Source organism: Serratia sp. PF-27, assembly GCF_030053255.1.
Classification (GTDB): domain Bacteria; phylum Pseudomonadota; class Gammaproteobacteria; order Enterobacterales; family Enterobacteriaceae; genus Serratia; species Serratia bockelmannii.
In genome coordinates, this window is sequence record NZ_JASGBT010000021.1 from 590,438 (window position 1) to 613,637 (window position 23,200).

The 23,200-nt window shown below is 62.5% G+C and carries 23 protein-coding genes and 1 tRNA gene; 5 read left to right on the forward strand and 19 right to left on the reverse strand.

Annotation, left to right across the window (positions count from 1 at the left end):
* Positions 1 to 33: 33 nt before the first annotated feature.
* The 12 genes from QMZ29_RS17855 to citC form a co-directional block, all read right to left on the reverse strand.
* Complete coding sequence (locus QMZ29_RS17855; protein WP_049208719.1) at positions 34 to 1,224, reverse strand: isochorismate synthase; 1,191 nt, start codon at positions 1,222 to 1,224, stop codon at positions 34 to 36.
* A 189-nt stretch (positions 1,225 to 1,413) separates the two neighbouring features.
* Positions 1,414 to 2,133 (reverse strand): 4'-phosphopantetheinyl transferase family protein, encoded by a 720-nt coding sequence (locus QMZ29_RS17860; protein WP_261427110.1) that lies wholly within the window; start codon positions 2,131 to 2,133, stop codon positions 1,414 to 1,416.
* Between the two features lie 7 nt (positions 2,134 to 2,140).
* A complete protein-coding gene (locus QMZ29_RS17865) occupies positions 2,141 to 2,512 on the reverse strand; it encodes a HepT-like ribonuclease domain-containing protein (RefSeq protein WP_043143151.1) in 372 nt (123 codons plus the stop codon).
* Positions 2,509 to 2,799 carry a nucleotidyltransferase family protein gene (locus QMZ29_RS17870; RefSeq protein WP_049204986.1) on the reverse strand — a complete coding sequence of 97 codons (291 nt, stop codon included), beginning with the start codon at positions 2,797 to 2,799 and terminating at the stop codon, positions 2,509 to 2,511. The genes QMZ29_RS17865 and QMZ29_RS17870 overlap by 4 nt, the downstream gene beginning before the upstream one ends.
* Before the next feature lie 119 nt (positions 2,800 to 2,918).
* A complete protein-coding gene (gene agp, locus QMZ29_RS17875) occupies positions 2,919 to 4,148 on the reverse strand; it encodes a bifunctional glucose-1-phosphatase/inositol phosphatase (RefSeq protein WP_043143150.1) in 1,230 nt (409 codons plus the stop codon).
* A gap of 146 nt (positions 4,149 to 4,294) precedes the next feature.
* A complete protein-coding gene (locus QMZ29_RS17880; protein ID WP_004940821.1) occupies positions 4,295 to 5,758 on the reverse strand; it encodes an anion permease in 1,464 nt (487 codons plus the stop codon).
* A gap of 25 nt (positions 5,759 to 5,783) precedes the next feature.
* Positions 5,784 to 6,668 carry a triphosphoribosyl-dephospho-CoA synthase CitG gene (citG, locus tag QMZ29_RS17885; protein ID WP_197833438.1) on the reverse strand — a complete coding sequence of 295 codons (885 nt, stop codon included), beginning with the start codon at positions 6,666 to 6,668 and terminating at the stop codon, positions 5,784 to 5,786.
* The gene (gene citX, locus QMZ29_RS17890) at positions 6,649 to 7,197 is read right to left on the reverse strand and encodes a citrate lyase holo-[acyl-carrier protein] synthase (protein ID WP_261427105.1); all 549 of its coding nucleotides are present in this window, start codon (positions 7,195 to 7,197) and stop codon (positions 6,649 to 6,651) included. The genes citG and citX overlap by 20 nt, the downstream gene beginning before the upstream one ends.
* A gap of 3 nt (positions 7,198 to 7,200) precedes the next feature.
* Positions 7,201 to 8,706 (reverse strand): citrate lyase subunit alpha, encoded by a 1,506-nt coding sequence (gene citF / locus QMZ29_RS17895; protein WP_004940815.1) that lies wholly within the window; start codon positions 8,704 to 8,706, stop codon positions 7,201 to 7,203.
* On the reverse strand, positions 8,706 to 9,626 hold the full coding sequence (citE, locus tag QMZ29_RS17900) for a citrate (pro-3S)-lyase subunit beta (RefSeq protein WP_089181086.1): 921 nt from the start codon (positions 9,624 to 9,626) through the stop codon (positions 8,706 to 8,708). Before citE ends, citF begins: the two co-directional genes overlap by 1 nt.
* On the reverse strand, positions 9,610 to 9,918 hold the full coding sequence (gene citD / locus QMZ29_RS17905) for a citrate lyase acyl carrier protein (RefSeq protein ID WP_060433540.1): 309 nt from the start codon (positions 9,916 to 9,918) through the stop codon (positions 9,610 to 9,612). Before citD ends, citE begins: the two co-directional genes overlap by 17 nt.
* A complete protein-coding gene (gene citC, locus QMZ29_RS17910) occupies positions 9,918 to 10,988 on the reverse strand; it encodes a [citrate (pro-3S)-lyase] ligase (RefSeq protein WP_004940809.1) in 1,071 nt (356 codons plus the stop codon). Before citC ends, citD begins: the two co-directional genes overlap by 1 nt.
* A 313-nt stretch (positions 10,989 to 11,301) precedes the next feature.
* On the opposite strand from citC, the gene dpiA reads away from it, so the two are divergent.
* The 3 genes from dpiA (at position 11,302) to QMZ29_RS17925 (ending at position 15,370) form a co-directional block, all read left to right on the forward strand.
* Entirely contained in the window at positions 11,302 to 11,988 is a 687-nt protein-coding gene (gene dpiA / locus QMZ29_RS17915) for a two-component response regulator DpiA (RefSeq protein ID WP_021505854.1), read from the forward strand.
* 102 nt (positions 11,989 to 12,090) lie between these two features.
* Positions 12,091 to 15,180, forward strand: a complete 3,090-nt coding sequence (locus QMZ29_RS17920; RefSeq protein WP_261427103.1) for a beta-galactosidase — start codon at positions 12,091 to 12,093, stop codon at positions 15,178 to 15,180.
* A gap of 114 nt (positions 15,181 to 15,294) precedes the next feature.
* Positions 15,295 to 15,370 (forward strand) — tRNA-Asn (locus tag QMZ29_RS17925).
* A 96-nt stretch (positions 15,371 to 15,466) separates the two neighbouring features.
* Here QMZ29_RS17925 and QMZ29_RS17930 read toward each other — a convergent pair.
* On the reverse strand, positions 15,467 to 16,300 hold the full coding sequence (locus QMZ29_RS17930) for an oxidoreductase (protein ID WP_261427194.1): 834 nt from the start codon (positions 16,298 to 16,300) through the stop codon (positions 15,467 to 15,469).
* Between the two features lie 105 nt (positions 16,301 to 16,405).
* On the opposite strand from QMZ29_RS17930, the gene QMZ29_RS17935 reads away from it, so the two are divergent.
* Entirely contained in the window at positions 16,406 to 17,326 is a 921-nt protein-coding gene (locus QMZ29_RS17935) for an AraC family transcriptional regulator (RefSeq protein WP_063989297.1), read from the forward strand.
* Positions 17,327 to 17,438: 112 nt separating this feature from the next.
* On the opposite strand, the gene QMZ29_RS17940 is transcribed toward QMZ29_RS17935, so the two are convergent.
* Together QMZ29_RS17940 and QMZ29_RS17945 are read right to left on the reverse strand one after the other, a co-directional pair.
* Positions 17,439 to 18,041, reverse strand: a complete 603-nt coding sequence (locus tag QMZ29_RS17940; RefSeq protein ID WP_261427102.1) for a hypothetical protein — start codon at positions 18,039 to 18,041, stop codon at positions 17,439 to 17,441.
* 89 nt (positions 18,042 to 18,130) lie between these two features.
* On the reverse strand, positions 18,131 to 18,703 hold the full coding sequence (locus QMZ29_RS17945) for a hypothetical protein (protein WP_261427101.1): 573 nt from the start codon (positions 18,701 to 18,703) through the stop codon (positions 18,131 to 18,133).
* A gap of 129 nt (positions 18,704 to 18,832) precedes the next feature.
* Between QMZ29_RS17945 and QMZ29_RS17950 the strand changes: the two genes are divergently transcribed.
* A complete protein-coding gene (locus QMZ29_RS17950) occupies positions 18,833 to 19,723 on the forward strand; it encodes a LysR substrate-binding domain-containing protein (RefSeq protein ID WP_141998484.1) in 891 nt (296 codons plus the stop codon).
* Here QMZ29_RS17950 and QMZ29_RS17955 read toward each other — a convergent pair.
* The 4 genes from QMZ29_RS17955 to QMZ29_RS17970 all read right to left on the reverse strand — a co-directional run bounded on the left by QMZ29_RS17955 (position 19,720) and on the right by QMZ29_RS17970 (position 23,187).
* Complete coding sequence (locus QMZ29_RS17955) at positions 19,720 to 20,448, reverse strand: PA1136 family autoinducer-binding transcriptional regulator (RefSeq protein WP_261427100.1); 729 nt, start codon at positions 20,446 to 20,448, stop codon at positions 19,720 to 19,722. The two genes, QMZ29_RS17950 and QMZ29_RS17955, sit on opposite strands and share 4 nt — an antisense overlap.
* Positions 20,445 to 21,320 (reverse strand): glyoxalase III HchA, encoded by an 876-nt coding sequence (gene hchA, locus QMZ29_RS17960; RefSeq protein ID WP_016927070.1) that lies wholly within the window; start codon positions 21,318 to 21,320, stop codon positions 20,445 to 20,447. Before hchA ends, QMZ29_RS17955 begins: the two co-directional genes overlap by 4 nt.
* A 102-nt stretch (positions 21,321 to 21,422) precedes the next feature.
* Positions 21,423 to 22,190, reverse strand: coding sequence for an ABC transporter ATP-binding protein (locus QMZ29_RS17965; protein ID WP_025303466.1), 768 nt, complete (start codon positions 22,188 to 22,190; stop codon positions 21,423 to 21,425).
* The gene (locus QMZ29_RS17970) at positions 22,177 to 23,187 is read right to left on the reverse strand and encodes a FecCD family ABC transporter permease (protein ID WP_060433550.1); all 1,011 of its coding nucleotides are present in this window, start codon (positions 23,185 to 23,187) and stop codon (positions 22,177 to 22,179) included. The genes QMZ29_RS17965 and QMZ29_RS17970 overlap by 14 nt, the downstream gene beginning before the upstream one ends.
* Positions 23,188 to 23,200 lie beyond the last annotated feature (13 nt).

The following is a 23,200-nucleotide window of genomic DNA, read 5'->3' on the forward strand; positions in this document are numbered from 1 at the left end:
AGGATGCGGCGCGCGCTGCGCCGCAAAGTGGCCCTACAGCGCGCCGCTGTTCAGGCCGAAAGCGTTGAGCATGGTGCCCAGTTTGGCGGCGGTTTCCAGCCACTCGGACTGCGGCGTCGAGGCGGCGACGATACCCGCGCCGGCGAACAGCCGCACCCGGTTGCCGCGCAGCAGGCCGCTGCGGATGACGATCGCCCACTCGCCGTCGCCGTTGGCGTCGCACCAGCCGACGATGCCGCTGAACAGGCCGCGATCGTGCGGTTCCAGATCGGCGATCAGTTGGCGGGCGCTCTCGGTCGGGAAGCCGCACAGCGCCGGCGTCGGATGCAGCAGACAGGCCAGCTGCATCACGTTGAGATTCGGGTTCAGCAGCTCGCCGCGAATGCGGGTGGACAAATGCCACATGGTGCCGGTACTGAGCAGCGACGGGCCGCTGGGCACGCTCAGGCTGGCGCACAGCGGTGCCAGGTGCCGACGGATGTCGTCGATCACCAGCTTGTGTTCGTATTTGTCTTTGGTCGAGCGCATCAGGCGCTCGCTGCCGAGGCGATCCTGTTGCGGATCGTCCTGACGGCGCGCCGAGCCCGCCAGCGGGTTGGTGTGGATCTCGCCGCCCTGCTTGCGGATCAGCAGCTCCGGGCTGGCGCCGATCAGCACGCCGCCATCGGCCAGCGGCAGGGAAAAGTGATAACCGGTCGGGTTCTGCACCATCAGGTTATTGAGGATCTGGTGGCCCGCCACCGGCTGCTCCAGCTCGATGTCGAGGATGCGCGACAGCACCGCCTTGTCCAGCTTGCCTTGTTTAAAACGGCTGACCGCTTCCGCCACCGCGTGCTTGAAGCGCGGTTCGTCCGGAATGCTGGTGCAGGCGGCCAGGCGATGCGGCTGTTGCAGCATCGGGCGCGCGGCGCGGGTAAAGCTGTCGTTGGCGACAAACTGGCAGTTTTCAGGCACGTACAGGCAGGAAGGCCGGCGCGTATCGAACGGAATGGCGCCCACCACCACCGGCGTCTCTTGGCCGGCGGCTTTGGCGCGCGCCAGCGCCTGGCGAATATGCTGCGCCAGCGCGCTGCCTTCCTGCTCGCCACCGAACGCCGGCGTTTCGATACGCTCAAACACACCGTCAGCGGAGAGGGACCGGAATTCGGACCGGTACAAAAAGGTCGATTGTTCGGCGTACACAAACCCGGGGAAGGTTTGGTTTTCTGTCGTCAGTGTCGCCACAAGACCACTCCTTTGTTGCGCCTTACCAATGATAATGTTTATGCGAATAATTATCATTAGCCATAAAAGGAGAATAAACTACACCGGAACCCCACCGTGGGTCAATCTCCGATGAATGAATCTTTCCGCCCGCCGCGGCACATCCGCGTTACGGCGCCGCAAGAAATAACACACTGTTATTATTATGTTTTAGCAAAAAATAAAAGTCGTGACATCGTCACCTTCACGCCAAAAACGCCCGTTAAACCGGCGGCCGGCGGGGCAATTTGGCGTCAAGGTCTTAAGCAACGCTAATACAAACGTCTGCCGCTGCGTATCCACGGCGACCATGCGCGCATCGAGAAAATCGAAGTAACAGCGCACCTGCGGATAAAGCGCCTTGAACAGGCTCTCTTTGGCGGAAAACGTCAGCGTCAGCAGTTCGTTGAACGCCAGCGCCTCGCGCAGTAACGCCTCGCGCTCCCCCGCCGAAACGATCGCCCCCCACAGCTCCTCCGCCCGCACGTCGGAGAGCAGCGTCTCCACATCCAACCCAACGCCACTCAGCCCGCTCTCGCGGTGCACGGCGCACAACGCGGTATCCGAATTATGGCTCAGCGCCCCGGCGATACCCGGCGGCCACTGCGGCGCGCGATCTTCGCCGCGCGCCAGGGTGAAATCGGCAAAACCGAGCGGCGCCAACAGTTGCCGCGCCAGAACACGCCCGGCCAGATACTCCGCACGGCGCTTCGGCACCGCACGCGCCAGATGATCCGGCAGCGCAAAGCCCGCCTCGGAAAAACTCTCGTCGCGATACTCCGCCAGCGCAAAATGGCAGCGCGCCACCTGGCCCGGATAGCCGTCCGGCGTGAAAAATTCGATATTGCGGATAAAAGTGGGGCTCCGGCAGGAACCAGAGTCACTGTCCAAAGAAAGCTTAATCACCGTCGTTTAACTTCTCAGCATCCTGGCGTACCGCCAACAGCTGTGTAAGCAGTTCCGGCAACGCCGTTTGCACCGTCGCCCAGACCACTTCAAGGTTGATATCAAAATAACCGTGCGCAATGCGATTACGCATGCCGCGCATGTTTCGCCAGGGGATTTCAGGATGGCGTTGCGTAAACGCGGGGCTGCCATCCATGATTTTCGTCACGGCTTCACCGATAATAATCAGGCTCATAATGACCGCCTGCTGAGTGCGTTTATCTTCGATAAAATCTGCCGCCGCCAAGCCATCAACGAAATCACAGGCATCCTGCGCCGCCTGTTGCATGTGGCTCAGATAATCGACCAACCGCGCATCTTTCATACCGGTTGGGCCTCCGCCAAAACCTGCTGACGAAAGGTCGGCGGCAAATCGAGCGGCGTCAGCAGATCCACCTGAATGCCCAGCAGCGCTTCCAGTTCCGACTGCAGCCCTCCCAGATCAAACAACGTGGCACCCGGCAATGCATCGACCAACAGATCCAAATCACTGCCCTCCCGATCGGTGCCATGCAGCACCGAGCCGAAAATCCGCGGATTGGCCGCAGGGAACAGCCCAACCGTTTTTCGGATCGCCTGGCGATGTTCTGCAAGAACAATGGATGGTCGCATGGTTTTCTCTCCCCGTTACACCTAACGAAATGCTAGGTGATCGGTTGAGGGGATTCAAGCACAATCCCCCGGCAGCCGCGCCTATGCCTCTCCCCCGCGATCGGAAGAGAGGCCGGGCATTACAAGATGCCTTTCATGGTCTTTTCGAAATCGCTCCAGGCACAGAAGCCGTCTTTGTCGATCGGGCAGCCTTTCAGCGCCAGCGTCACGCGCTGCGGCGGGGTTTGCAGCGTCAGCGGCGTCGCCTTGCGCAGCTGTTCGGTGGACTGATAGACGTACTCAATCTTCAGCAATTCACGGTCGTTCTGCGCGTCGCGCCAGCGCTGGAACACCAGTTTGCCGCCGATCGGCGTTTTCTCGTACTGCTGCGGCAGCTGATACGGCTGGAACTGCATGGCCGACAGCAGCGAGGCAATATTGGAATCGTGGCCGACCAGCACCGTCAACTTCGGCGCGTCCGGTTTGCGCTCGCCCAGCAGCGCGTTGTTGATGTAGGTCAGCAGCGGTTTGGCGACGTTTTGCGCCACCACCGGCGAGGTGAACAGCGAATCCTGATAGCCGTCTTTCAACTGCGCCAGCTGCTGCCACTGATGCGGGGTGGCGATTTTGCCCCAGGCCACCTCTTTCATCGGGAAACCTTCGTAATACTGCAGCATAAAGGCGTCCACCAGCGAGTTGCCCACCCGCAGCGGGCCGGAGACGCCCGGCTCTTTGCCCGGCACCGCGCTCATCACGCTGGCTTCTTTGGTCAGGTCACAGTGTTTGTCGGTCTTGCAGGCGGCGGAATCCTTGTAGTCGATGATCTTCGCCAGCTGTTGGTAAGAGGCGTCCAGCTTCAGCGATCCCAGCGCGGCGTTCATCGCCGCCAGCGCCTGCTGGTTGAAGGCTTCGCTGGTGTCAGTGATGATCGGGTTGAAGGTCGGATCCATCTCGCCCATCTTGTCCTGATGATGCACGCTGACGTCGCAGCCAGGGAACGCACCGTTGCTGAAGAACTGCGCGGTGGCCACCGTGCGCTGCAGGCTGTTGGCGTAGACGTACACGCTGCCGGCGGTCGGGCAGCCCTCTTGCGGCAACAGGCCGGTCTGCTTCAGCCAGGCGTTGAAGTAGTGCCCCATATACACTTCCAGCACCCCGCCCTTGGTGGTCAGTTGGCCGCCCGGCGTTTCCCAGGCCGGCCAAGCCTTCGGCGTGGACTGCGCCAACACGCTGCCGTTGTTGGCCAGCGGCGCGCGCAGGTTATGGCGGCTCATCACCAGCACCTGTTCCAATTGATAACCGCCGGCGTCCGCCAGCGCGTTCCCGGTGAATAACAAAGGCAGGCACAGCAATAACGTTTTTTTTCTCATCCGCAGAGGCTCCCGGAAAATGATTATTTTTAAGGTGTTAGCGTTTGCCTGCGTATGATGGCGGGGTTAGTGTGACAAGTGTGTGACAGGGTTCACGGGAAAGGATCGTAACCGCGGCCACCGGGCGGTGGCCGCGTGGCTTCAACTCAGTACCACAGGCTCATGATCGGCCAGCCGATCAGCAGCAGCGCGGCGATGTACACCACGCCGAGAATGCCGCCCAGGCGCCAGTAGTCTTTCGATTTCACGTAGCCACAGCCGTAGATGATCACCCCCGGCCCGGTGGCGTACGGCGTCAGCACGCCCATGATACCGATCGACAGTACCAGCAGCATCGACAGCTGCTCCATCGGCACGCCCGGCAGCCCTTTACCGACCGCCAGGATCACCGGCAGCATGGTGGCGGTGTGCGCCGACAGGCTGGCGAACAGGTAGTGGGCGAAGTAGAACACCAGCACCAGCGCCACCACCGTCATGTTCGGCGAGAAGCCGTCCAGGTGGGTGCTCATGGTCTGGGCGAACCAGTCGATAAAGCCGGAACGCGTCAGGCCGTTGGCCATCACCACCAGCGTCGCCAGGTTAACCAGCGTGTTCCAGGCGCTGGAGTATTTGGTGATCTCTTTCCACGACACCACGTGCAGCGCCAGCATCAGCGACACCGCCAGCAGACACACTGCGGTAGCGTCCAGCATTTTGCCGCCGAACACCCACAGGCACAGGCTGAGCAACACCAGGCCGATCAGGGTGTATTCCTTGCGCGTCAGTTTGCCCATTTCCCCCAGCGCGGTATCCGCCCAGGCGGCCACTTCGCTGCTGTGGGTCACGCCCGGTTTGTACAGGTAGTAGGAGATCAGCGGCGCGATGATCAGCAGCAGCAGGCCGACCGGCAGGAACGCCAGGAACCACTGCATCCAGCTGATGTGCACCCCGGCGATCTTGCCGACGAACTCGATGCCCAGCACGTTCGGCGCGGCGCCGGTGACGAACATCGAGGAGCTGATGCTGGTGCCGACCACCATCATCCACATCAGGTAACCGCCGATGCGGCGTGAAGAGGGGTCGTTAGGGAAAGAATCGAACAGCGGCGGCAGGTTTTTCACCACCGGGAACACCGTGCCGCCGGTGCGCGCGGTGTTGGACGGCGTGAACGGCGCCAGCAGGATATCGATGATCACCACCGCATAGCCCAGCGTCAGCGTGCGCTTGCCCATGAACTTCACCAGGAACAGCGCGATGCGCCGCCCCAGCCCGGTGGCCTCGTAGCCCAGCGCGAAGATAAAGGCGCCGAACACCAGCCAGACGGTGGTGCTGGAGAAGCCCGCCAGCCCCCATTTCAGCGCCTCTTTACCGGCCTTGAAGCCCGGTTCCGCCAGCTCCTGCGCGCCGAACAGCACCCAGTTGGCGCTGAGCACGCTGACGGTCACCGCGATAAAGCTGATGGCGGTGGCCGGGATCGGCTCCAGAATCATGCCGACGATCATCGCCACGAAGATGGCGAAGTAGTGCCAGGCCTGCGGCGGCATGCCGTCGGGCACCGGTATCAATAACAGGATCGCGAGCACCGCCAGTGGCGCTATCGCTTTCCAGATCTTTTCCTGGGTTTGGGACATTGGGACTCTCCTGAAGGCTTGGTTATTATTCTTGGGCACCCAGCTGCGCCAGCAGCCAGGTCACTATCAACAGGTCGGCGCTGCCGCCGGGGCTGAGGTTGCGGGCGATGCAGTCGGCATCGAAGCGTTGCAGACGCGCCAGGCCCGCTTCCCCGGCCGAGCCGCCCTGCGCCAGCAGCCAGGCCGCCCGGCGCCGCAGCCAGCGCAGCCCGTGCAGGCCGCCGCGCGAGGCGACGTTGGTGTCGTCGTTGTGGGCCATCAGCCACAGCAGGCTGTCCAGCAGCGCCCGCTGTTCGTCGCCATCGGCGGCCAGCCGTTGCCGATACAGCGGCAGCGCGCCGTCAATGACCAGCCGGAAACCCGCCTCCGCCTCGCCGCGTGCGCCGCTCAGCCCGTGCGCGGCGAACAGCCGCTGGCCGGCGGTCTGCCCGGCGTTATTGCGCCGCAGCTCGCGCTCCACCAACCCCCGGCACATCGCCGCCACCTCGGCGCACAGCGCTTCGGCGCCGATGGCGCGGCCCTGCTGCTGCAGGCGGCCGAAGGCGGTGCACAGCAACCCGAGCGAGAACACGCTGCCCTTGTGGGTGTTAATGCCGCCGGTGGCGCGAAACATCTGGTTTTCGCAGGCCAGGCCAAGCGGCCGCAGCCGCGCCAGCTGCTGCTCTGCCGGCAAAACGGCGTCTTCGCGCCCGCGTTGGATAAAGCGCGGCAGCCACACGCCGATGGCACGGGCGCTGCGGTAGAAGTGCCCGAGATCCATGTCGCGGTGGGCGCCGGTATTATGGCGATCCACCAGCCCCGGTTTGGGCGTGAGGTTGACCTCCACCAGCAGCGCGCGGAAAGCGGCGCGGGCGAAGTCGCAGGCCGGCTCGGTGCGGCGGGCAGGCAGATTAATCGGCAGAGATCGCATCGTTGAACATCCTTTCCATTTCATGCAGCAGCTGCTCGCTGCTGTGCCGCCGCTGGCGGGCGCAGATCTTGGCCGGTTGGCCGCACAGCAGGCAGCGCCGTTCCGGCAGGCCGATGTCGCGGCGCGACAAAATGCGCCCCCGCGTATCCAGCACGTCGATATCCCACAGCCGGCCGATCGGGCGGCTCACCTCCAGCTGCATGGCGCAGTCTTTCACCCGCTGGGCATCGGCGCGCAGCGCCACAAACCCTTCGCAGCCGGTGGCGAGCGCCAGCGCCTCGGCCTGCGGGCTGGGCCAACCCTGTTCGGCGCACAGCCGCAGCAGCGCCGCCCACCCCAGGTTGAAGATGCCGCGCGTCAACGCGCTGTCCTTCACCGAACCGGGCACCACCAGCGTCAGCACCAGCAGCGTGCACTCGTGCTGCGCCAGCCACGCCTGCTGGCGCGCCTGGCGGCATTCGCGGCTGGTGAGCAGCTCCGGCAGGCTGACCGCACGTTCGGCGGCCAGTTGGGGATCGACGGCGGCCATCGTTTACTCCGCCACCTGATGCACCACGTCGATCACCGAGCCGTCGCGGTAGCGCACCACCGCCACCACCTTGTCGGTAAAGGCGATCGGCTGCGGTTCGCCGGTCAGCTGCAGCGCGCGGGCGCGCAGCCAGTCGATGCTCACCACCTCGAGCCCGGCCTCACGCAGGCGCTGCGCCAGCTCCGGCCGCGCCGGATTGACGGCGATGCCGTGGTCGGTCACCAGAATGTCGATGCTGGAGCCCGGCGTGACGCAGGTAGTCACCTGCTCCACCAGCGTCGGGATGCGCCCGCGCACCAACGGCGCAACGATGATCGCCAGCCGCGCGGCGGCGGCGGTGTCGCAGTGGCCGCCGGACGCGCCGCGCAGCACGCCGTCGGAGCCGGTCAGCACGTTAACGTTGAAGCCGGTGTCGATTTCCAGCGCGCTCAGCACCACCACGTCGAGCCGATCGACCGACGCGCCCTTGGAGCTGAAGTTGGCGTACTGGTTGGCGCTGATTTCGATATGGCGCGGGTTGCGCGCCAGCGAGGTCGCCGCCGCCCGATCGAAGCTCTGCACGTCCAGCAGCTTGCCGATCAGCCCTTTCTCGTGCAGATCCACCATGGTCGAGGTGATGCCGCCGAGGGCGAACGCGGCGCGGATGCCGCGGGCGCGCATCTTGTCTTCCAGGAACCGGGTCACCGCCAGCGAGGCGCCGCCGGTGCCGGTTTGCAGCGAGAACCCTTCGGTGAAGTAGCCGGAACCTGCGATCACCTCGGCGGCGCGGCGGGCGATCAGCAGCTCGCGCGGGTTCGAGGTCATGCGCGTGGCGTCGGCGCCGATCTTGTCGGCATCGCCCACCCGCTCCAGCTGCACGATCAGATCCACCCGATCCTGTGCCAGGCTGGCGGGATGATGCGGATACGGCACCAGTTGCTCGGTCAGCAGCACCACGGTGCCCGCCGCCTCGGCGTCCACCCGCGCATAGCCGAGCGAGCCGCAGCAGGCTTCACCGCTGTAGCCGTTGGCGTTGCCGAACTCATCGCAGGCCGGCACGCCGAGGAAGGCCACGTCTATCTTCAGCTCGCCGGATTCGATCAGGTTGACCCGGCCGCCGTGCGAGTGAATTTGCACCGGCTCCGCCAGCAGGCCGCGCGAAACGGCGTCCGCCAACGGGCCGCGCAGCCCGGAGGTGTAAATGCGGCTCACCACGCCGTGGCGGATATGCTCAACCAGCGGCGCATGGCAGTCGGTCAGCGAGCTGGAGGCCAGCGTCAGGTTGCGGAACCCCATCGCCGCCAGCGTCTCCATCACCTGATTGAGGGTCAAATCGCCGCCGCGAAACGCATGGTGGAAGGAGATGGTCATGCCGTCCTGCAGCCCGCTGCGGCGCACCGCTTCCTGCAAGGAATCGCACAGCTTGAGATCGCGCGGTTTGCGCGCCTGCAGGTTGGCTTTGGACACGTCCTGATAGCCCGGCAGATCCGCCGGGTTAGCGAAGGTCATCAATCGTTGTTGGCGGTTCATCATGCTTCCTCCCCGTGCTGCGCCGGTTCTTCCCGTAAGCCGGACAGCGCGGCGCGCTCCAGCACCAGCCGGGCGCGTTCAATCACCGGGCTGTCGACCATTTTTCCGTTGAGCGACACCACGCCGCGCCCTTCCCGCTCCGCCGCTTCGGCGGCGTCCACCACCCGCTGCGCGTGCGCCACCTCTTTGGCGGTCGGCGCGTACAGGTTGTGCAGCAGCTCAATCTGGCGCGGGTTAATCAGCGATTTGCCGTCGAAGCCGAGCTGTTTGATCAGCGCCGCTTCCTGCAGGAAGCCGGCTTCGTTGTTGGCGTCGGAGTAGACGGTGTCGAACGCCTGAATGCCGGCGGCGCGCGCCGCCTGCAGCAGCGAGCAGCGGGCGAACAGCAGCTCGATGCCCTCCGGCGAGCGTTCGGTGCGCAGGTTGCGCACATAGTCTTCCGCCCCCAGCGCGATGCCGATAAGCCGCGGCGAAGCGTGCGCGATCGCCACCGCGTGGGTGATGCCCTGCGCCGATTCGATCGCCGCCAGCAGCCCGGTGCTGCCGACCGGCCGGCCGCAGGCCACTTCGATGGCGGCAATCTCGCGTTCCATGTCGACAACGTCCTGCGCGCTGTCGGTCTTCGGCAGGCGCACAATGTCCGCGCCGCCGCGTACCACGGCCTGCAGGTCCGCCAGGCCGTAGGCGGAGTCGAGCGCATTGACGCGCACGATGGTTTCCACCTCCTGATACAGCGGATGCTGCAGCGCGTGGTACACCAGCCGGCGCGCCGCGTCTTTTTCACGCAGGATCACCGAGTCTTCCAGATCGAACATCAGGGCGTCGGCCTGGTAGATAAAGGCGTTGCTGACCATCGCCGCGTTGGCGCCGGGAACGAACAGCATGCTGCGGCGCAGCCGGGTTTTATTCAGCGTTTTCATCTTTCGCCTCCCACGGCAGTTGGCCGCCCTCGCAGGCGCGCATCAGCGCGGTTTCCAGCCGGGCGCGCAGCACGCAGTCCAGCGCCCCCTTGTCGTCGACGATCACCTGCACCGGCTCCACCTCATAGCGCTGCAGCACCTCCAGCAGGGTGCGGCGGATCGCCGTGCCGAACTGTTTTTCCACGCTGCTGGCGATCAACAGATCGTGCTGCGGCCCCTCGGCGGGCGCGATGCGCACCATGACATCGCTGGATTCCAGCGTGCCGGCCATTGCTTCTCGGATAATTTTCATCATTCACCTGATTGTGCGGACTCAAAAGGATGCGGGGCCGCCTTGGCCCGGCGCTGCGTTTGCAGATCCTGCAGGTAGTACAGGGTGTCCGGCGGCACCAGCGGCGCGGCGGCGTGGAAGTCCCCCGCCGCCAGCAGCTTGCGCACCCAGGAGGCGGAGATCGCCGTGCCCTGATATTGCAAACGCTCGATTTCCACCAGCGCGATCGGCGGGCTGGGCAGCGCCGGCGTTTCCAGCCAGTAGCGCATGTCGCGGTTGTATTTCGCGGTCACCGCGCAGAACGGCTCGTTGCCGACAAAGCGGTGGGTAATGCCCAGCGCGGGCGCCAGATACTGGCGGAAGATCTTCAGATCGATTTCGGTGTAACAGTCGTCGGCCACGCCCTGATCCTTGATGAAGTAACAGGGGAAGGTGGCGCGCGAGATCACGTACTGCGAGCCTTCGTGTACCGTGAGGTTGGGAATATCGGCGGTGCCGGCCAGCACCAGCCGGCGCCGGTCTTCATAGCTGAAGCGCGAGGTGTTTTCCTTTACCAGAAACAGGTGCAGCCAGTCGCAGCGTTTGGCCGCCTGACGCACCAGATACTGATGCCCGCGGGTGAAGGGGTTGGCGTTCATCACGATGCTGCCGATGGTATCGCCCGGCCGACGTTGGCTCGCCAGTTGGGCGGCGTAGCGCTTCAGGCGGCACGGGCTGTTTTCCATCAGCACCACGATGCCCGGCACGGTGGCGATCGGGTAGAAACCGCACTGGCGGAACAGCGGCTCGTTCTGCACCTTGGTGTAGATAAACAGCTGAGTGTGATGGCGCTCGTAGGCCAGGTTCACCAGCTCGGTCGCCAGCGCCAGCGCCAACCCTTCGCCGCGCATCAGCGGGCTGATGGCGACGCATTTGATAATATTGTCGGCGATGCCGCCGCAGGCGACCAATTTGTCGTGCTGGGTAACGGTAATAAATATTTCAACCGTGGTGTCGATATTCAGATCGTTACTGCGCAAGAAGGCGCTTATTTCCGAAATCGCTTTATGATCCGATCGCTTTACCCGATTAAATACGGCATCGCCTAACATAACACGCTCTCTGGGTTAACTGACAAACAACAAATTAAATACAAAAAAGCATTTTAATTAACATCAACAAGAATAATTAAAACCTTAAAAACCATGGAGATAAACGCCGTCTCGCGTTCGACAAATCAATGGTAAACAGAAAAAAAACGCCGATTATTGACCTATTTCACAAACCGATCCCGGTTAATAAGTTATTTAATGTTCTTTATTTGCTTAATTAATCTTATGGTGTTTATTATTGAGATAATCTTTATTTGGCGCCGCAATTTACTTACATTCATTTAGCATCTTGATTGCAATAGTAGGTTTCATTATGGAATGGCTGAACATCCTGATCGTTGAAGACGAAACGCCGCTGGCGGAAATGCACGCGGAGTTTATCCGCCAGAACGGCGGCTGCCGCCAGATTTGGCTGGCCGGCACCCTGGCGCAGGCGCGCGCCATGACCGAGCGCTTCAAGCCGGACCTGATCCTGCTGGACAACTTTCTGCCCGACGGCCAGGGCATCACCCTGCTGCGCGAACTGACGCTGAGCGGGTATCGCGGCGGCATCGTGTTCATCACCGCCGCCAGCGACATGGCCACCGTGGCCGAGGCGTTGCGTTACGGCGTGTTCGACTACCTGATCAAACCGCTGGCCTATGACCGGCTGAGCCAGACCCTGCAGCGCTTCAGCCAGCGCCGCGAAGCGCTGAAGGACAAAGCGCGCCTCAACCAGCGCCGCATCGACGAGATGTTCAACACCTACGCCCGCGGCGAACAGCAGGCGGCGCTGCCCGCCGGCATCGACGAGCTGACGCTGGGCAAGGTCCGCGCGCTGTTTGCCGAACCCGCCGCGCGCCACACCGCTGAAAGCGTTGCGCAAAAAATGGGGCTCAGCCGCACCACCGCGCGCCGTTATCTGGAGTTTTGCACCGCCGCGCAGCAGCTGCGCGCCGAGATCATTTACGGCAAGGTCGGCCGCCCACAGCGGATCTACCGCGCCGGCGAACCGCATTAACGGTTATTTGATCGCCCTTGCAAGGTTGCGTGTAACCGCTTTACTTTTTATGCGCCGGTCAGCATCTTGGTGAGCATCACCTAGCCGACTGGACGATCGCCGATGCCCGCTGCGCCCCTTGCTTCCCTGACCGAGATCCTCGCCCGCCGTGACTGGCAAAACCCGGCCTGCACCCACTACCGCCGACTGGACGCTCACCCGCCGTTCGCCAGCTGGCGCACGGTGGAAGACGCGCGCGACGATGCCCCCAGCGCCAGCCGCCGGTCGCTGAACGGCGAGTGGCGCTTCAGCTATTTCCCGCGCCCAGAGGCGGCGCCGGAAGGCTGGCTGCAGCAGGATCTGCCGGACGCCGCCCCGCTGGCGGTGCCGGGCAACTGGCAGCTCGCCGGCTACGATGCGCCGATTTACACCAACGTGCGCTACCCGTTCCCGGTCGATCCGCCGCGCGTGCCGGCAGACAACCCCACCGGCTGCTACTCGCGCACCTTCAGCGTCGATCCGGCCTGGCTGGCCGCCGGCCAGACGCGCGTCATCTTCGACGGCGTCAACTCGGCATTCTATTTGTGGTGCAACGGCAACTGGGTCGGCTATTCGCAGGACAGCCGCCTGCCGGCAGAGTTCGATCTCAGCCCGTGGCTGCAGCCGGGAGAAAACCGGCTGGCGGTGATGGTGCTGCGCTGGTGCGACGGCAGCTATCTCGAAGATCAGGACATGTGGCGCATGAGCGGCATCTTCCGCGACGTCAGCCTGCTGCACAAACCCGCCGCGCACCTGAGCGATGTGTGCATCACCACGCCGCTGCATGACCGCTTTACCCGCGGCGAACTGGTGGTGACGGCGCGCGCCAACCGGCCCGGCCCGCTGCAGGTGCAGGTTCAGCTGTGGCGCGATGGCGCGCGGGTAGCCGAACGCACCCAGCCGCTCGGCAGCAAGATCGTGGACGAGCGCGGCGCCTATAACGATCGCGTCACGCTGCGCCTGCCGGTGGAACGCCCGGCGCTGTGGAGCGCCGAAACGCCCGCGCTGTATCGCGCCACCGTCGCCCTGCTCTCGCCCGAGGGGGAGATTATCGAGGTGGAGGCCTATGACGTCGGCTTCCGCCAGGTGGAAATCAGCGGCGGGTTGCTGAAGCTCAACGGGCAGCCGCTGCTGATCCGCGGCGTTAACCGCCACGAGCATCACCCGCGCCACGGCCAGGTGATGGACGAGGCGACGATGCGCCACGACATCCTGCTGATGAAGCAGCACAACTTCAACGCGGTGCGCTGCTCGCATTACCCCAATCACCCGCTGTGGTACCGGCTGTGCGACCGTTACGGGCTGTACGTGGTGGACGAAGCCAATATCGAGACCCACGGCATGCAGCCGATGAACCGCCTGGCTGACGATCCGCTGTGGCTGCCGGCGATGAGCGAGCGCGTTACCCGCATGGTGCAGCGCGATCGCAACCACCCCTGCATCATTATCTGGTCGCTGGGCAACGAGTCCGGCCACGGCGTGAACCACGATGCGCTGTACCGCTGGGTGAAAAGCCAGGATCCGACCCGCCCGGTGCAATATGAAGGCGGCGGCGCTGACACCGCCGCTACCGACATCATCTGCCCGATGTATGCCAGAGTGGATCAGGATCAGCCGTTCCCGGCGGTGCCCAAATGGGCGCTCGGCAAGTGGATCGGCCTGCCGGAGGAACAGCGCCCGCTGATCCTGTGCGAATACGCCCATGCGATGGGCAACAGTTTCGGCGGTTTCGAGCGCTACTGGCGCGCATTCCACCACTATCCGCGCCTGCAGGGCGGCTTTGTCTGGGACTGGGTCGATCAGGCGTTGATCAAACGCGACGAGCGCGGCGAAGAGTTCTGGGCCTACGGCGGCGACTTCGGCGACACCCCCAACGATCGCCAATTCTGCCTGAACGGGCTGGTGTTCGCGGATCGCACCCCTCACCCGGCGCTGTTCGAAGCGCAGCGGGCGCAGCAGCTGTTCCGCTTCGCCTTCGACGCCGCCTCGCTGACGCTGACCGTCACCAGCGATTACCTGTTCCGCCATACCGACAACGAGCAGCTCAACTGGCGGCTGGAGCTGGACGGCGTGGAGCGCGCCAGCGGCAGCTTCGATCTGGCGTTGCCGCCGCAGGGCAGCACTCGCTTCACCCTGCTCGATCGCCTGCCGATGCTGCATCAGCCCGGCGAACTGTGGTTGAACGTGGAGGTGGTGCAGCCGCAGGCCACCGACTGGTCCGAAGCGCACCACCGCTGCGCCTGGGATCAGTGGCGGGTGCCGCGCGCGCTGCATCCCGCGCCGCCGCCGGCGCAGGGCGTGCCGCCCACGCTGACTGAAGACGATCAGGGGCTGACGCTTACCCACGGCGACCAGCGCTGGCGCTTCGAGCGCAGCAGCGGCCACCTGACGCAGTGGTGGCAGAACGAGCAGCCGCAGCTGCTGACGCCGCTGCGCGACGGCTTTGTGCGCGCGCCGATCGATAACGACATCGGCGTCAGCGAGGCGGACCATATCGATCCCAACGCCTGGGTCGAACGCTGGAAGCTGGCGGGCCTGTACCGGCTGGAGGAGCGCTGCACGCGGCTGCAGGCCGATGCGCTGCAAAACGGCGTGCAGGTGGTGAGCGAACACCAGTTCGGCGTGGACGGGCAAATTTTGCTGATCGGCCGCAAACAGTGGCTGTTCGATGCGCTGGGCGCGGTGAACGTGAGCGTGGAGGTCGAGGTGGCCGACGCCCTGCCGCCGCCGGCGCGCATCGGCCTGCACTGCCAATTGGCAACGGTGCAGCCGCAGGCGGAATGGCTGGGCCTGGGCCCGCACGAGAACTACCCGGATCGCCGCCTGGCCGCGCAGCAAGGGCGCTGGCGCCTGCCGCTGGCGGAACTGCACACACCGTATATTTTCCCCGGCGAGAACGGCCTGCGCTGCGACACCCGCAGCCTGCGCTACGGCGGCTGGCGCATCGACGGCCGCTTCCACTTCTCGCTCAGCCGCTACGGCCTGCAACAGCTGATGGCCTGCAGCCACCAGCACCTGCTGCAGCCGGAAGCAGGCACCTGGCTGCATCTGGACGGCTTCCACATGGGGGTGGGCGGCGACGATTCCTGGAGCCCGAGCGTGCACCGGGATTACCTGCTCACCGCCGGCGTTTACCGCTATCAGCTGCGCCTGCAGCGGGCGCCCGAGGGCTAAATCTGCCAAAAAACTCAACGGGTTGCGCATTCTGTAAGCAAACAGTCACAGAATGTGTAATCCGCCTTTGACATGCCGACGGCGCCTCGCTATTATTCGCCCCGTTCACACGATTCCTCTGTAGTTCAGTCGGTAGAACGGCGGACTGTTAATCCGTATGTCACTGGTTCGAGTCCAGTCAGAGGAGCCATATTTAGAGAAGCCCGCTCAGGGAAACCTGAGCGGGCTTTTTGCTGTTGGGCGGTTATACTCAATTATCCCCTGCGCTCTCTCTACCCGACACCGTTCAGCCATCCGTTGAACGGGTGAGTTTCTCCCATTGTTCAATTTCCTGACCTAGCGCCTCGAGCTTTTGCCGCACCAAACTTAATGCGTCACTGCCTAACAACAGATGCGTTGGCGGGTTCCCGCTCTCGATCAATGCCAGCATGGCGTGAGCCGCCTTAATCGGATCGCCGAGTTGCTTGCCGCTTTTTTCCTGGCGCGCCTGACGAACAGGTTCAAATAGCGCGTCATAGTCAGGGACACGGCGAGGGCTGCGTACCATTGAACGCCCGGCCCAGTCCGTTCGAAACGAGCCGGGCGCCACTGCGGTCACGTGTAGGTTGAACGGGGCAAGCTCTTTACTTAACGTTTCTGATATCCCTTCCAGTGCAAATTTGCTGCCGCAGTAATAGCTGATACCGGGTAAGGTAATGAAACTGCCCATTGAGGTGATATTGATAATGTGGCCGCGACGGCGCTGGCGCATGCCCGGTAGCACGGCTTTGATCATCGCCACCGCGCCAAACACATTGACGTCAAACTGGCGGCGCAGCTCTGCAAGCGGGGATTCTTCCAGAATGCCTTCATGGCCGTAACCGGCATTGTTCACCAGCACATCTATCGGACCGACGGCGGACTCTATCTCTCCAACCACCTCATCAATACGTTCAACGTCCGTGACATCAAGCAGATAGCCAAAAGCCCGCTGCGTATCGAGCGCACCGAAAGCCTGCAGTGCTTCGCTGTTGCGCACCGTCCCTACAATCCGATGCCCCACGGCGAGGGCTTCTCGCGCCAGCGCCTGACCAAAGCCACTGCTGACGCCGGTAATTAAAATCGTTTTTGCAGATGCCATAAAAAGAACTCCCATGAACCATGAAGGTTGCATGGTATTCTCTTCCCTGCCGTATTTTTAGGCCGTATTTTCTCTTTTTCTTGCCTGATTTTATGAGGTGACGGGATGTCCGACATGATTGCCCTGATGAATAGACTTGCGGTGCAAGAGGGGTACAACCTCACTGCCCTACCTGATGTGCGAATTTTGCGTTCCGATCGCCCGCTTGCCAGAACGCCGGTGCTTTACGATCCGGGGATCGTGATCGTCTGCCAGGGCAGCAAACGCGGCTATTTCGGTCAACAGACCTATTTATATGATGAGCAGCACTACCTGGCGGTTTCGGTGCCGGTGCCGTTTGTGATGGAAACCGACGCGTCGGCAGCACATCCGCTGCTGGCGATTTATATGCATCTGGATTTTCAGCTTGCCGCGGAACTGATGTTGCAGATTGAACAGCATGGCGCCCCGCATCCTCCCGTCGCGCCGCAAAGCATGATGTCGAGCCCCATGGACGGCGCGGTAAAAATGGCCGTACTTCGCTTACTTGACGTCCTGACCAACCCGCTTGAGGCGGCGATCCTCGGCCCGGCGCGGGTGCGTGAGCTTTATTTCCGCGTGCTGACAGGCGCACAGGGCAACGCAATGCGTGCCGCGCTGGCCTTGCAGGGGCAGTTTGGCAAAATCGGTAAAGCGTTGCAGCACATCCATGCCGCTTACGCGGAGCCGTTAACGCTGACGCAGCTGGCGATGATGGCCGGCATGAGCGTGCCGACCTTTCATAGCCATTTCAAAGCGATAACGCAGATGCCGCCAATGCAGTATGTGAAATCGGTACGCCTGCACCAGGCACGAATGCTGATGGTGCGCCAACAAATCACCGCCGCCGCCGCGAGTTACGCCGTTGGCTATGAAAGCCCATCGCAATTTAACCGCGAATTCAAGCGTCTTTTTGGCCTGCCACCGGCAGAGGAGATAAAACGCATGCAGCGTCACTTCGCCATTCCGCCCGCGCAGCCTGCGTCGGTATTTGTTTCATCGCACTGAGGCTTATTTGGTATGGCAAAACGATAGTTCGCTTCTGGCGCCAGGCGGACCAGCACTTGGAGAGAAAATCCGCTATGAGCGAGGAGTGGAACTTCAGCTGATTTTTATACAGTTATTTTTCGAGTCGTTTTAGTTCTTTTACAGATGAGTGAACTTGGCTCCGACCATAAACAACCGAAGAGTAACAGCGACCAGTGTCATCAATTATCTGACAACGGCACTGAAAAGGCTCACCTGCGGTTGAGCATTTATTCAACTGCTCGTGTTTAGCATTAACGTTAAAATCGAGCGTAATACTAGCTTCACTGACCCAAATATCAGGAATTTGTTGCTTTCTTAACAAATGTCCAAGCATGCCTACATAGTGGAGTTCAACATAATGTCTCAGATTAAAGTGCGGTAAGCTTTTAGGGGGAGTAAGGAAAAAATCTATCGTAGTGAGTTTGTTATTGATAGCCAATAACTTTAACTGACCAATAGCCCAGTATCCTTTAAAATCGTTGTTACGGCTCACAAAGCTCTCATTAAGAGCATTAGCTATGCCCTGCAATTCAATTCGGCGTGCCATTCCCCCCCCCAATTGCTTGGTAAAAATTATGGCAGCAACTGTAAGCTCTACTGATACCTCGTGCCAATCTTTAATGTGCTTTTCGTGATTCTGAACTGCCGCTAAGTAATCAATATGCTTGGTTTTTACGGTGTCCGCTCCTGGCACAAAACTGCCCCGGCGGATCACCTACTCAACAATCTCCACAAGCACCAAAAGGCCCGCCCCCAGGCAGGCCTTTATCCCTCCGCAATGTCTCAGGCCCCATCCCGCTCCGCAACCCGCGCCATCAATGCCCCCAGCAGCGCCAGGTCGACCAGCAACGCCAGCGCGAAACAGGCTCCCTTTATCCCCGGCGCGGCATAGGTTTGCACCAGCGAAACGGCAACCACTACGGCCACGCTAGTCACCACCGTCGTCAGCCTGCACGCCACGGCGAACGCCGCTTTCTCCCCCACTGCCGTGCGGTAGGCGACGCCCTGCCCCAGACCGCCGAGGACGATGCCCGCCAGCAGGGCCGGCCAATCATGGCCGCCGAACAGCATCAGCAGCGTCAATAGCCACCCCACCGCTGCCAGTAAAAAGCCGTAGCGGAGAATCGCCAGCGCAGGCCGGTTCCGCAGCGGCCGTAGACGGGCCAGTGCGGCGCCGCCGAGAAACGCCAGCGCCAATGCCGTTAGCAGCATCAGGGGCGCGCTGATGCCCAGCAGATTTTCGGTCTTCAGCAGCAAGGCGCCTGCCGCGGCCGGCACGCTGAGCGCCAGGGCGCTCGCCGCCGCTCCCGTGTGTGCCATGGCGCCCAGGGCACCGTTGTTGATATAAAGGCTCATCGTTCACTCCCGACATGATGGAAATGATGAAATAAATTCATTTCCCTGTTCACATGTCAGTAGCCTATCTCTTGTATAATCGCTCAGACAAACTCATAGTTTTCAGCCTTGGATGAGAATAATTCAGCCATGAGAAAAACCCGTTTGCCGCCGCTGGGCGCGCTGCGCGCCTTCCACGCCGTGGCCGGCTGCCGCAGCTTTAAACATGCCGCCGAAGCGCTGGGCGTCAGCGCGACGGCAGTCAGCCACCAGATCAAGCTGCTGGAGTCGGTGCTGGAATGCCGAGTGTGCGAGCGCAGCGCGCAGGGCGTCAGCCTGACCGAGACCGGCGAGATCCTGTATGCCGGCACCCAGCGCGCCTTCGCCGCGCTGGAGCAGTCCGTCGCCCAAATCACCCGCGCCCAGCAGCCGCCGGCGCTGACCGTCACCACCACCTCCAATTTTCTCACCCACTGGCTGGTGCCGCGCCTGGCCGATTTCAAGGCGGAGTTTCCTGCCATCGATCTGCGCCTGCACACCAGCGTCGAGCGGGTCGATCTCAGCCAGCGCACCGTGGACGTCGCCATCCGCTACCGCGAAACACCGGAAAGCGATCTGCACTGCACCTTGCTGCATGAGGATCGTTTTATCGTGGTGGCCAGCCCGGCGCTGGCGCTGGAGCGCATCGAAGATTTGCAGCGGGTGACGCTGTTTCACGTGGAACATCGGCAGGTGCCCGCCGACGCGCCGACCTGGGAAAACTGGCGGCGGCGCTACGGGCCGGAAGGGTTGAATGTGGAAGCCGGGCTGACCTTCAGCGACGAAACCCATGCGCTGCAGGCGGCGGTGGCCGGCCAGGGGGTAGTGATCGCCAGCCGGCTGCTGGCACGCGATTTGTTGCAGCGCGGCGTGTTGGCCGCGCCGTTCGAGATGGCGTTACCCGGCGCCAACTACTATCTGATGGCCACCGAAGAAACTGCGCAGCGCCCCGATATCATTGCGCTGCGCGAATGGTTGCTGCGGCAAATGGCGACGGGCTAACGGCGCTCGGGGGCGATCTCCCCCAGGCGGATCGCCACGCCGATCGCCTGCGCGGTGGTGGCGGCGCCGAGGCATTGGCGAATACGCCGCAGGTGGTTTTCCACCGTGCGTTCAGACAGGCCGAGCATCGCGGCGATATCCGCCTGCCGCCGGCCAATGGCGGTCCAGCTAAGCACCTCGCGCTCGCGCGCCGACAGCCGGCTCCCCCCCTCACCGGCTGCCGGTTCGAACAGCCGCCGCGCCGCCAGAAAGGCCGCCGAACCCACGAGCGACAGCGCCAGCCGCACCGGCGGCGAGGTGTCGATGCGCTCGCCCCCCAGGCTGACGGCCCCCTCCAAACCGGCCGGGCCAAACACCGGGATCTGCACGCCGTGCAGGCCGGCGCCGCGCGGCGTGCGCACAATCCGATAGCGCTCGCCCTGCTGCGCCCGGGTTTTAGTCCAGAAGAACGGCTCGCTGGCCCGCAGCATGTGCCGGGTCACCGGGCAGTGCCGCACGTAGGTCAACGCATCGACGGCCTCGCCGTCGCCGAACCAGTCGCCCTCGACCCAGTAGATATGCTCGATCCCCGCCTCCGCCGTGGCGGAAGCGGAAAACAGCACAAAGCGATCGAAGCCGAACGGCGCGGCGAAGGCGCGAACCCGCCCCTGAATGGCGGACAGGGTTCGCTCGTGGTCCATCGCCAGCGCCGTCTGGAAAGCGTGCTGCGCGATCTCGTCGCTCATCGCGTGGCGACGTCGGCCAGCAGCGTCTCTGCCGCCAGTTTGCCGAGGTTGTTGGAAGCCAGCGGGCTGTCGCCGGTCAGCAGGCGCCGATCTTTATGCACCTTGCCGGTGATGTCGGCGTTGACGATCTTAACGCCCCGCTCGCGCAGGCGTTCGCCCACCAGCCAGGGCATCGGACCGGGAATATAGCCGATGTCGATGTTGGCGCCGGTATCGAGCGAGTCCGGGAACACGCACATCTCATAGCCACGATAGAGGAAATCCTCTTTGTTCTCGCCGATGCCCGCCGCCAGCAAACCGGCCGGCCCGTGGCACAGCGAAATCACGTACCGATCGTTGTCATGCGCCCAGTGCAGGGTCTTTTTCACCTCTTCGCTGAACGGGATATCATTGAGCACGCCGTGGCCGCCGGGAATGAAAACGCCGAGGTAGTTGCCGCCATCCAGATCCTTCACCACTTCCGTCAACTTTTTCGGCTGCTTGAGTTGGCTGCGGTACTTCTCGTAGGTGGCCTTGACCGCTTCATCTTCATGCGGGAACGCCCACATCTCCAGCTTCACCGGATCGCCGGACGGCGTGGCGATGTCGATCTCGAAACCGGCGAGATCCAGGTGATACATCGGCAGCAGCATCTCGACCGGATGGTTGCCGGTGGAGAAGAACTTGCCGTTTTGCATCAGCAGGTAACGCTCCTGCGAGGCGATCATCAGCACCTTCCACTTGCCGCCGCGATAGGCGTTCGGGTAGCTGGCACCCGTGAAGTCGGTTTTGGACGAGGTGTACTGGCTGAGGGAGTAAGGCGATGGGAAGAATGCGTTGTCTTCCGCCACATCCGGGGTGGGATTACGATCGTTGGATACTGAATCAGTCATGATTATCTCCATATTCACCGTTGCATTTCTCTTTCAGCTTAAATAACCGCCGGCGGGGCCGCAATGAGGGATATCCCTCAATCACCCTCGCGCTGGCGGCGCTCAAGCGGGGTGCGGTAGCGCGACAATGAACGTTTCTTCGCTGACGCCGGCATATTCGTACCGGCACTTTCTCACCGGTACCTGGAAGTAACGCTCCAGGATATCCTCTTGCAGCAAGGCGTTTTTATCGCCAAACATGCACTGTCGCTTATTCATCAGCAGGCACTTGTCGGAGATGCGATCGGCATAATGCAGAAAATGCGTATTCAGCACGATCGTCATCTGCCGCTCTTTGGCGAGGCGCCAGAGCATCTCGATCATTTTAGCCTGATTGTAAAAATCCAGATTCGATTCCGGTTCGTCGAGGATCATGACGTCGGGATCCGCCGCCAGCGCCTTGGCGAAATAACACATCTGCAGTTCTCCACCGCTGATCTGGTTGATATTTTTCTGCGCCAGCGGCGCGATCTCCAGCGCGTGTAACACCGCCTGCGCCTTGGCGACATCTTGCCGCCGCGGCCTGGCGAACCACCCCGCCTGGCGAGCACAGCCGAAAGTGACAAAATCGAGCACCCCATAAGCGAAATGCGGCGTTTTCGCCTGCGGCACATAGGCCAACCGGGCGGGCCGATTGTCGATGCGGCCGATCTGGCACACGCCAGACAGGGGCCGGCACAGGCCCGCGATGTGTCTCAGCAACGTGGTTTTACCGGCGCCGTTCGGCCCGAGCACGCTGAGGATCTCGCCCCGCGCCAGATGAAAACTGACGTTGTCGAGAAGGGGTTCTCGCCCCTTGAAACCCAGGGTCAGCTGGTTAACTGTGATCATGTTTGCTGCTCATAACAAAAAGGAGAGCGAAAAGCGGCGCGCCGATCAGCGCGGTCAGGATGCCGATCGGGATTTCAGCATAGGTGGCCCCTCTGGCGATATTGTCGATCGCCAGCAAAAACAGCGCCCCGCTCAGCGCCGAAGCGGGGATCAGGCGGCCGTGGTTATACCCCAACACGCTTCTCACCAAATGCGGGATCACCAAGCCGACCCACCCCACCACGCCGGCCAAGCTCACCGAGGCGGAAACCAGCAAAGAGGCGGCGATCAGCAACAGGATCTTCAGCCGAGGCGGATTCAGGCCGGCGATGCGCGCCTCGTCGTCTCCCAGCGAGAGAATGTTCATGTTCCACCTGAGCCGGTAGATAGTCAGGTAACACGCCGCAAACAGCGGGATCAGCCAATAAACCTGCGCTTTCGCTACCGAAGCGAAGCTGCCCATCAGCCAGAAGACGATCGCCGGCAAGGTATCCTGCGGATCGGCGACATATTTTATGACCGAGACAAACGCGATAAACAGCGACGCGATAATCATGCCGGACAAAATCGTGGTGAGTGCATCCTGCCGGCGTTTGAGGCGGCAGATGCCCAGCACCAGCAGCAAGCTCACCACGCCGAAAAGAAACGACAGTAGGGAACTCAGGGCAAAAGGCAAACTCAACAAAATGCCCAGCGCCGCGCCAAAGGCGGAGGCGGAAGAGGTGCCCAGCACGTCCGGGCTGGCCAGCGCGTTTTTCAGCACCGCCTGAAAGGTCGCACCGGCGACCGCCAACCCACCGCCCACCAGCATCACCGCCACCACCCGCGGCGCGCGCAGGTTAAAAATCACCGAGTAGCGGACCTGGTTTTCCCCCGGCATGTTCCCCTGCCATAAAATCTGCACCACATCATGGGCCGACAAGGCGTAGCGGCCGGCAAACAGCGATGCGAAGGCGACCACACAGAGCGAAATAAACAATCCCGCCATGATCGCCACATATTTTCCTCTGCCCGGCATCCCTAAGCTCCTC

Bases quoted from the DNA above. Each gene is read 5' to 3' on its own strand.
- QMZ29_RS17970 (WP_060433550.1), bottom strand. From the start codon at position 23,187: ATGCCGGGCAGAGGAAAATATGTGGCGATCATGGCGGGATTGTTTATT.
- QMZ29_RS17935 (WP_063989297.1), top strand. From the start codon at position 16,406: ATGTCCGACATGATTGCCCTGATGAATAGACTTGCGGTGCAAGAGGGG.
- QMZ29_RS17920 (WP_261427103.1), top strand. From the start codon at position 12,091: ATGCCCGCTGCGCCCCTTGCTTCCCTGACCGAGATCCTCGCCCGCCGT.
- citX (WP_261427105.1), bottom strand. From the start codon at position 7,197: ATGGCCGCCGTCGATCCCCAACTGGCCGCCGAACGTGCGGTCAGCCTG.
- QMZ29_RS17965 (WP_025303466.1), bottom strand. From the start codon at position 22,190: ATGATCACAGTTAACCAGCTGACCCTGGGTTTCAAGGGGCGAGAACCC.
- citD (WP_060433540.1), bottom strand. From the start codon at position 9,918: ATGAAAATTATCCGAGAAGCAATGGCCGGCACGCTGGAATCCAGCGAT.
- citC (WP_004940809.1), bottom strand. From the start codon at position 10,988: ATGTTAGGCGATGCCGTATTTAATCGGGTAAAGCGATCGGATCATAAA.
- citG (WP_197833438.1), bottom strand. From the start codon at position 6,668: ATGCGATCTCTGCCGATTAATCTGCCTGCCCGCCGCACCGAGCCGGCC.
- QMZ29_RS17955 (WP_261427100.1), bottom strand. From the start codon at position 20,448: ATGAGCGACGAGATCGCGCAGCACGCTTTCCAGACGGCGCTGGCGATG.
- QMZ29_RS17865 (WP_043143151.1), bottom strand. From the start codon at position 2,512: ATGAAAGATGCGCGGTTGGTCGATTATCTGAGCCACATGCAACAGGCG.
- citF (WP_004940815.1), bottom strand. From the start codon at position 8,706: ATGAACCGCCAACAACGATTGATGACCTTCGCTAACCCGGCGGATCTG.
- QMZ29_RS17950 (WP_141998484.1), top strand. From the start codon at position 18,833: ATGAGAAAAACCCGTTTGCCGCCGCTGGGCGCGCTGCGCGCCTTCCAC.
- QMZ29_RS17880 (WP_004940821.1), bottom strand. From the start codon at position 5,758: ATGTCCCAAACCCAGGAAAAGATCTGGAAAGCGATAGCGCCACTGGCG.
- agp (WP_043143150.1), bottom strand. From the start codon at position 4,148: ATGAGAAAAAAAACGTTATTGCTGTGCCTGCCTTTGTTATTCACCGGG.
- QMZ29_RS17930 (WP_261427194.1), bottom strand. From the start codon at position 16,300: ATGGCATCTGCAAAAACGATTTTAATTACCGGCGTCAGCAGTGGCTTT.
- dpiA (WP_021505854.1), top strand. From the start codon at position 11,302: ATGGAATGGCTGAACATCCTGATCGTTGAAGACGAAACGCCGCTGGCG.
- QMZ29_RS17945 (WP_261427101.1), bottom strand. From the start codon at position 18,703: ATGAGCCTTTATATCAACAACGGTGCCCTGGGCGCCATGGCACACACG.
- citE (WP_089181086.1), bottom strand. From the start codon at position 9,626: ATGAAAACGCTGAATAAAACCCGGCTGCGCCGCAGCATGCTGTTCGTT.
- hchA (WP_016927070.1), bottom strand. From the start codon at position 21,320: ATGACTGATTCAGTATCCAACGATCGTAATCCCACCCCGGATGTGGCG.
- QMZ29_RS17870 (WP_049204986.1), bottom strand. From the start codon at position 2,799: ATGCGACCATCCATTGTTCTTGCAGAACATCGCCAGGCGATCCGAAAA.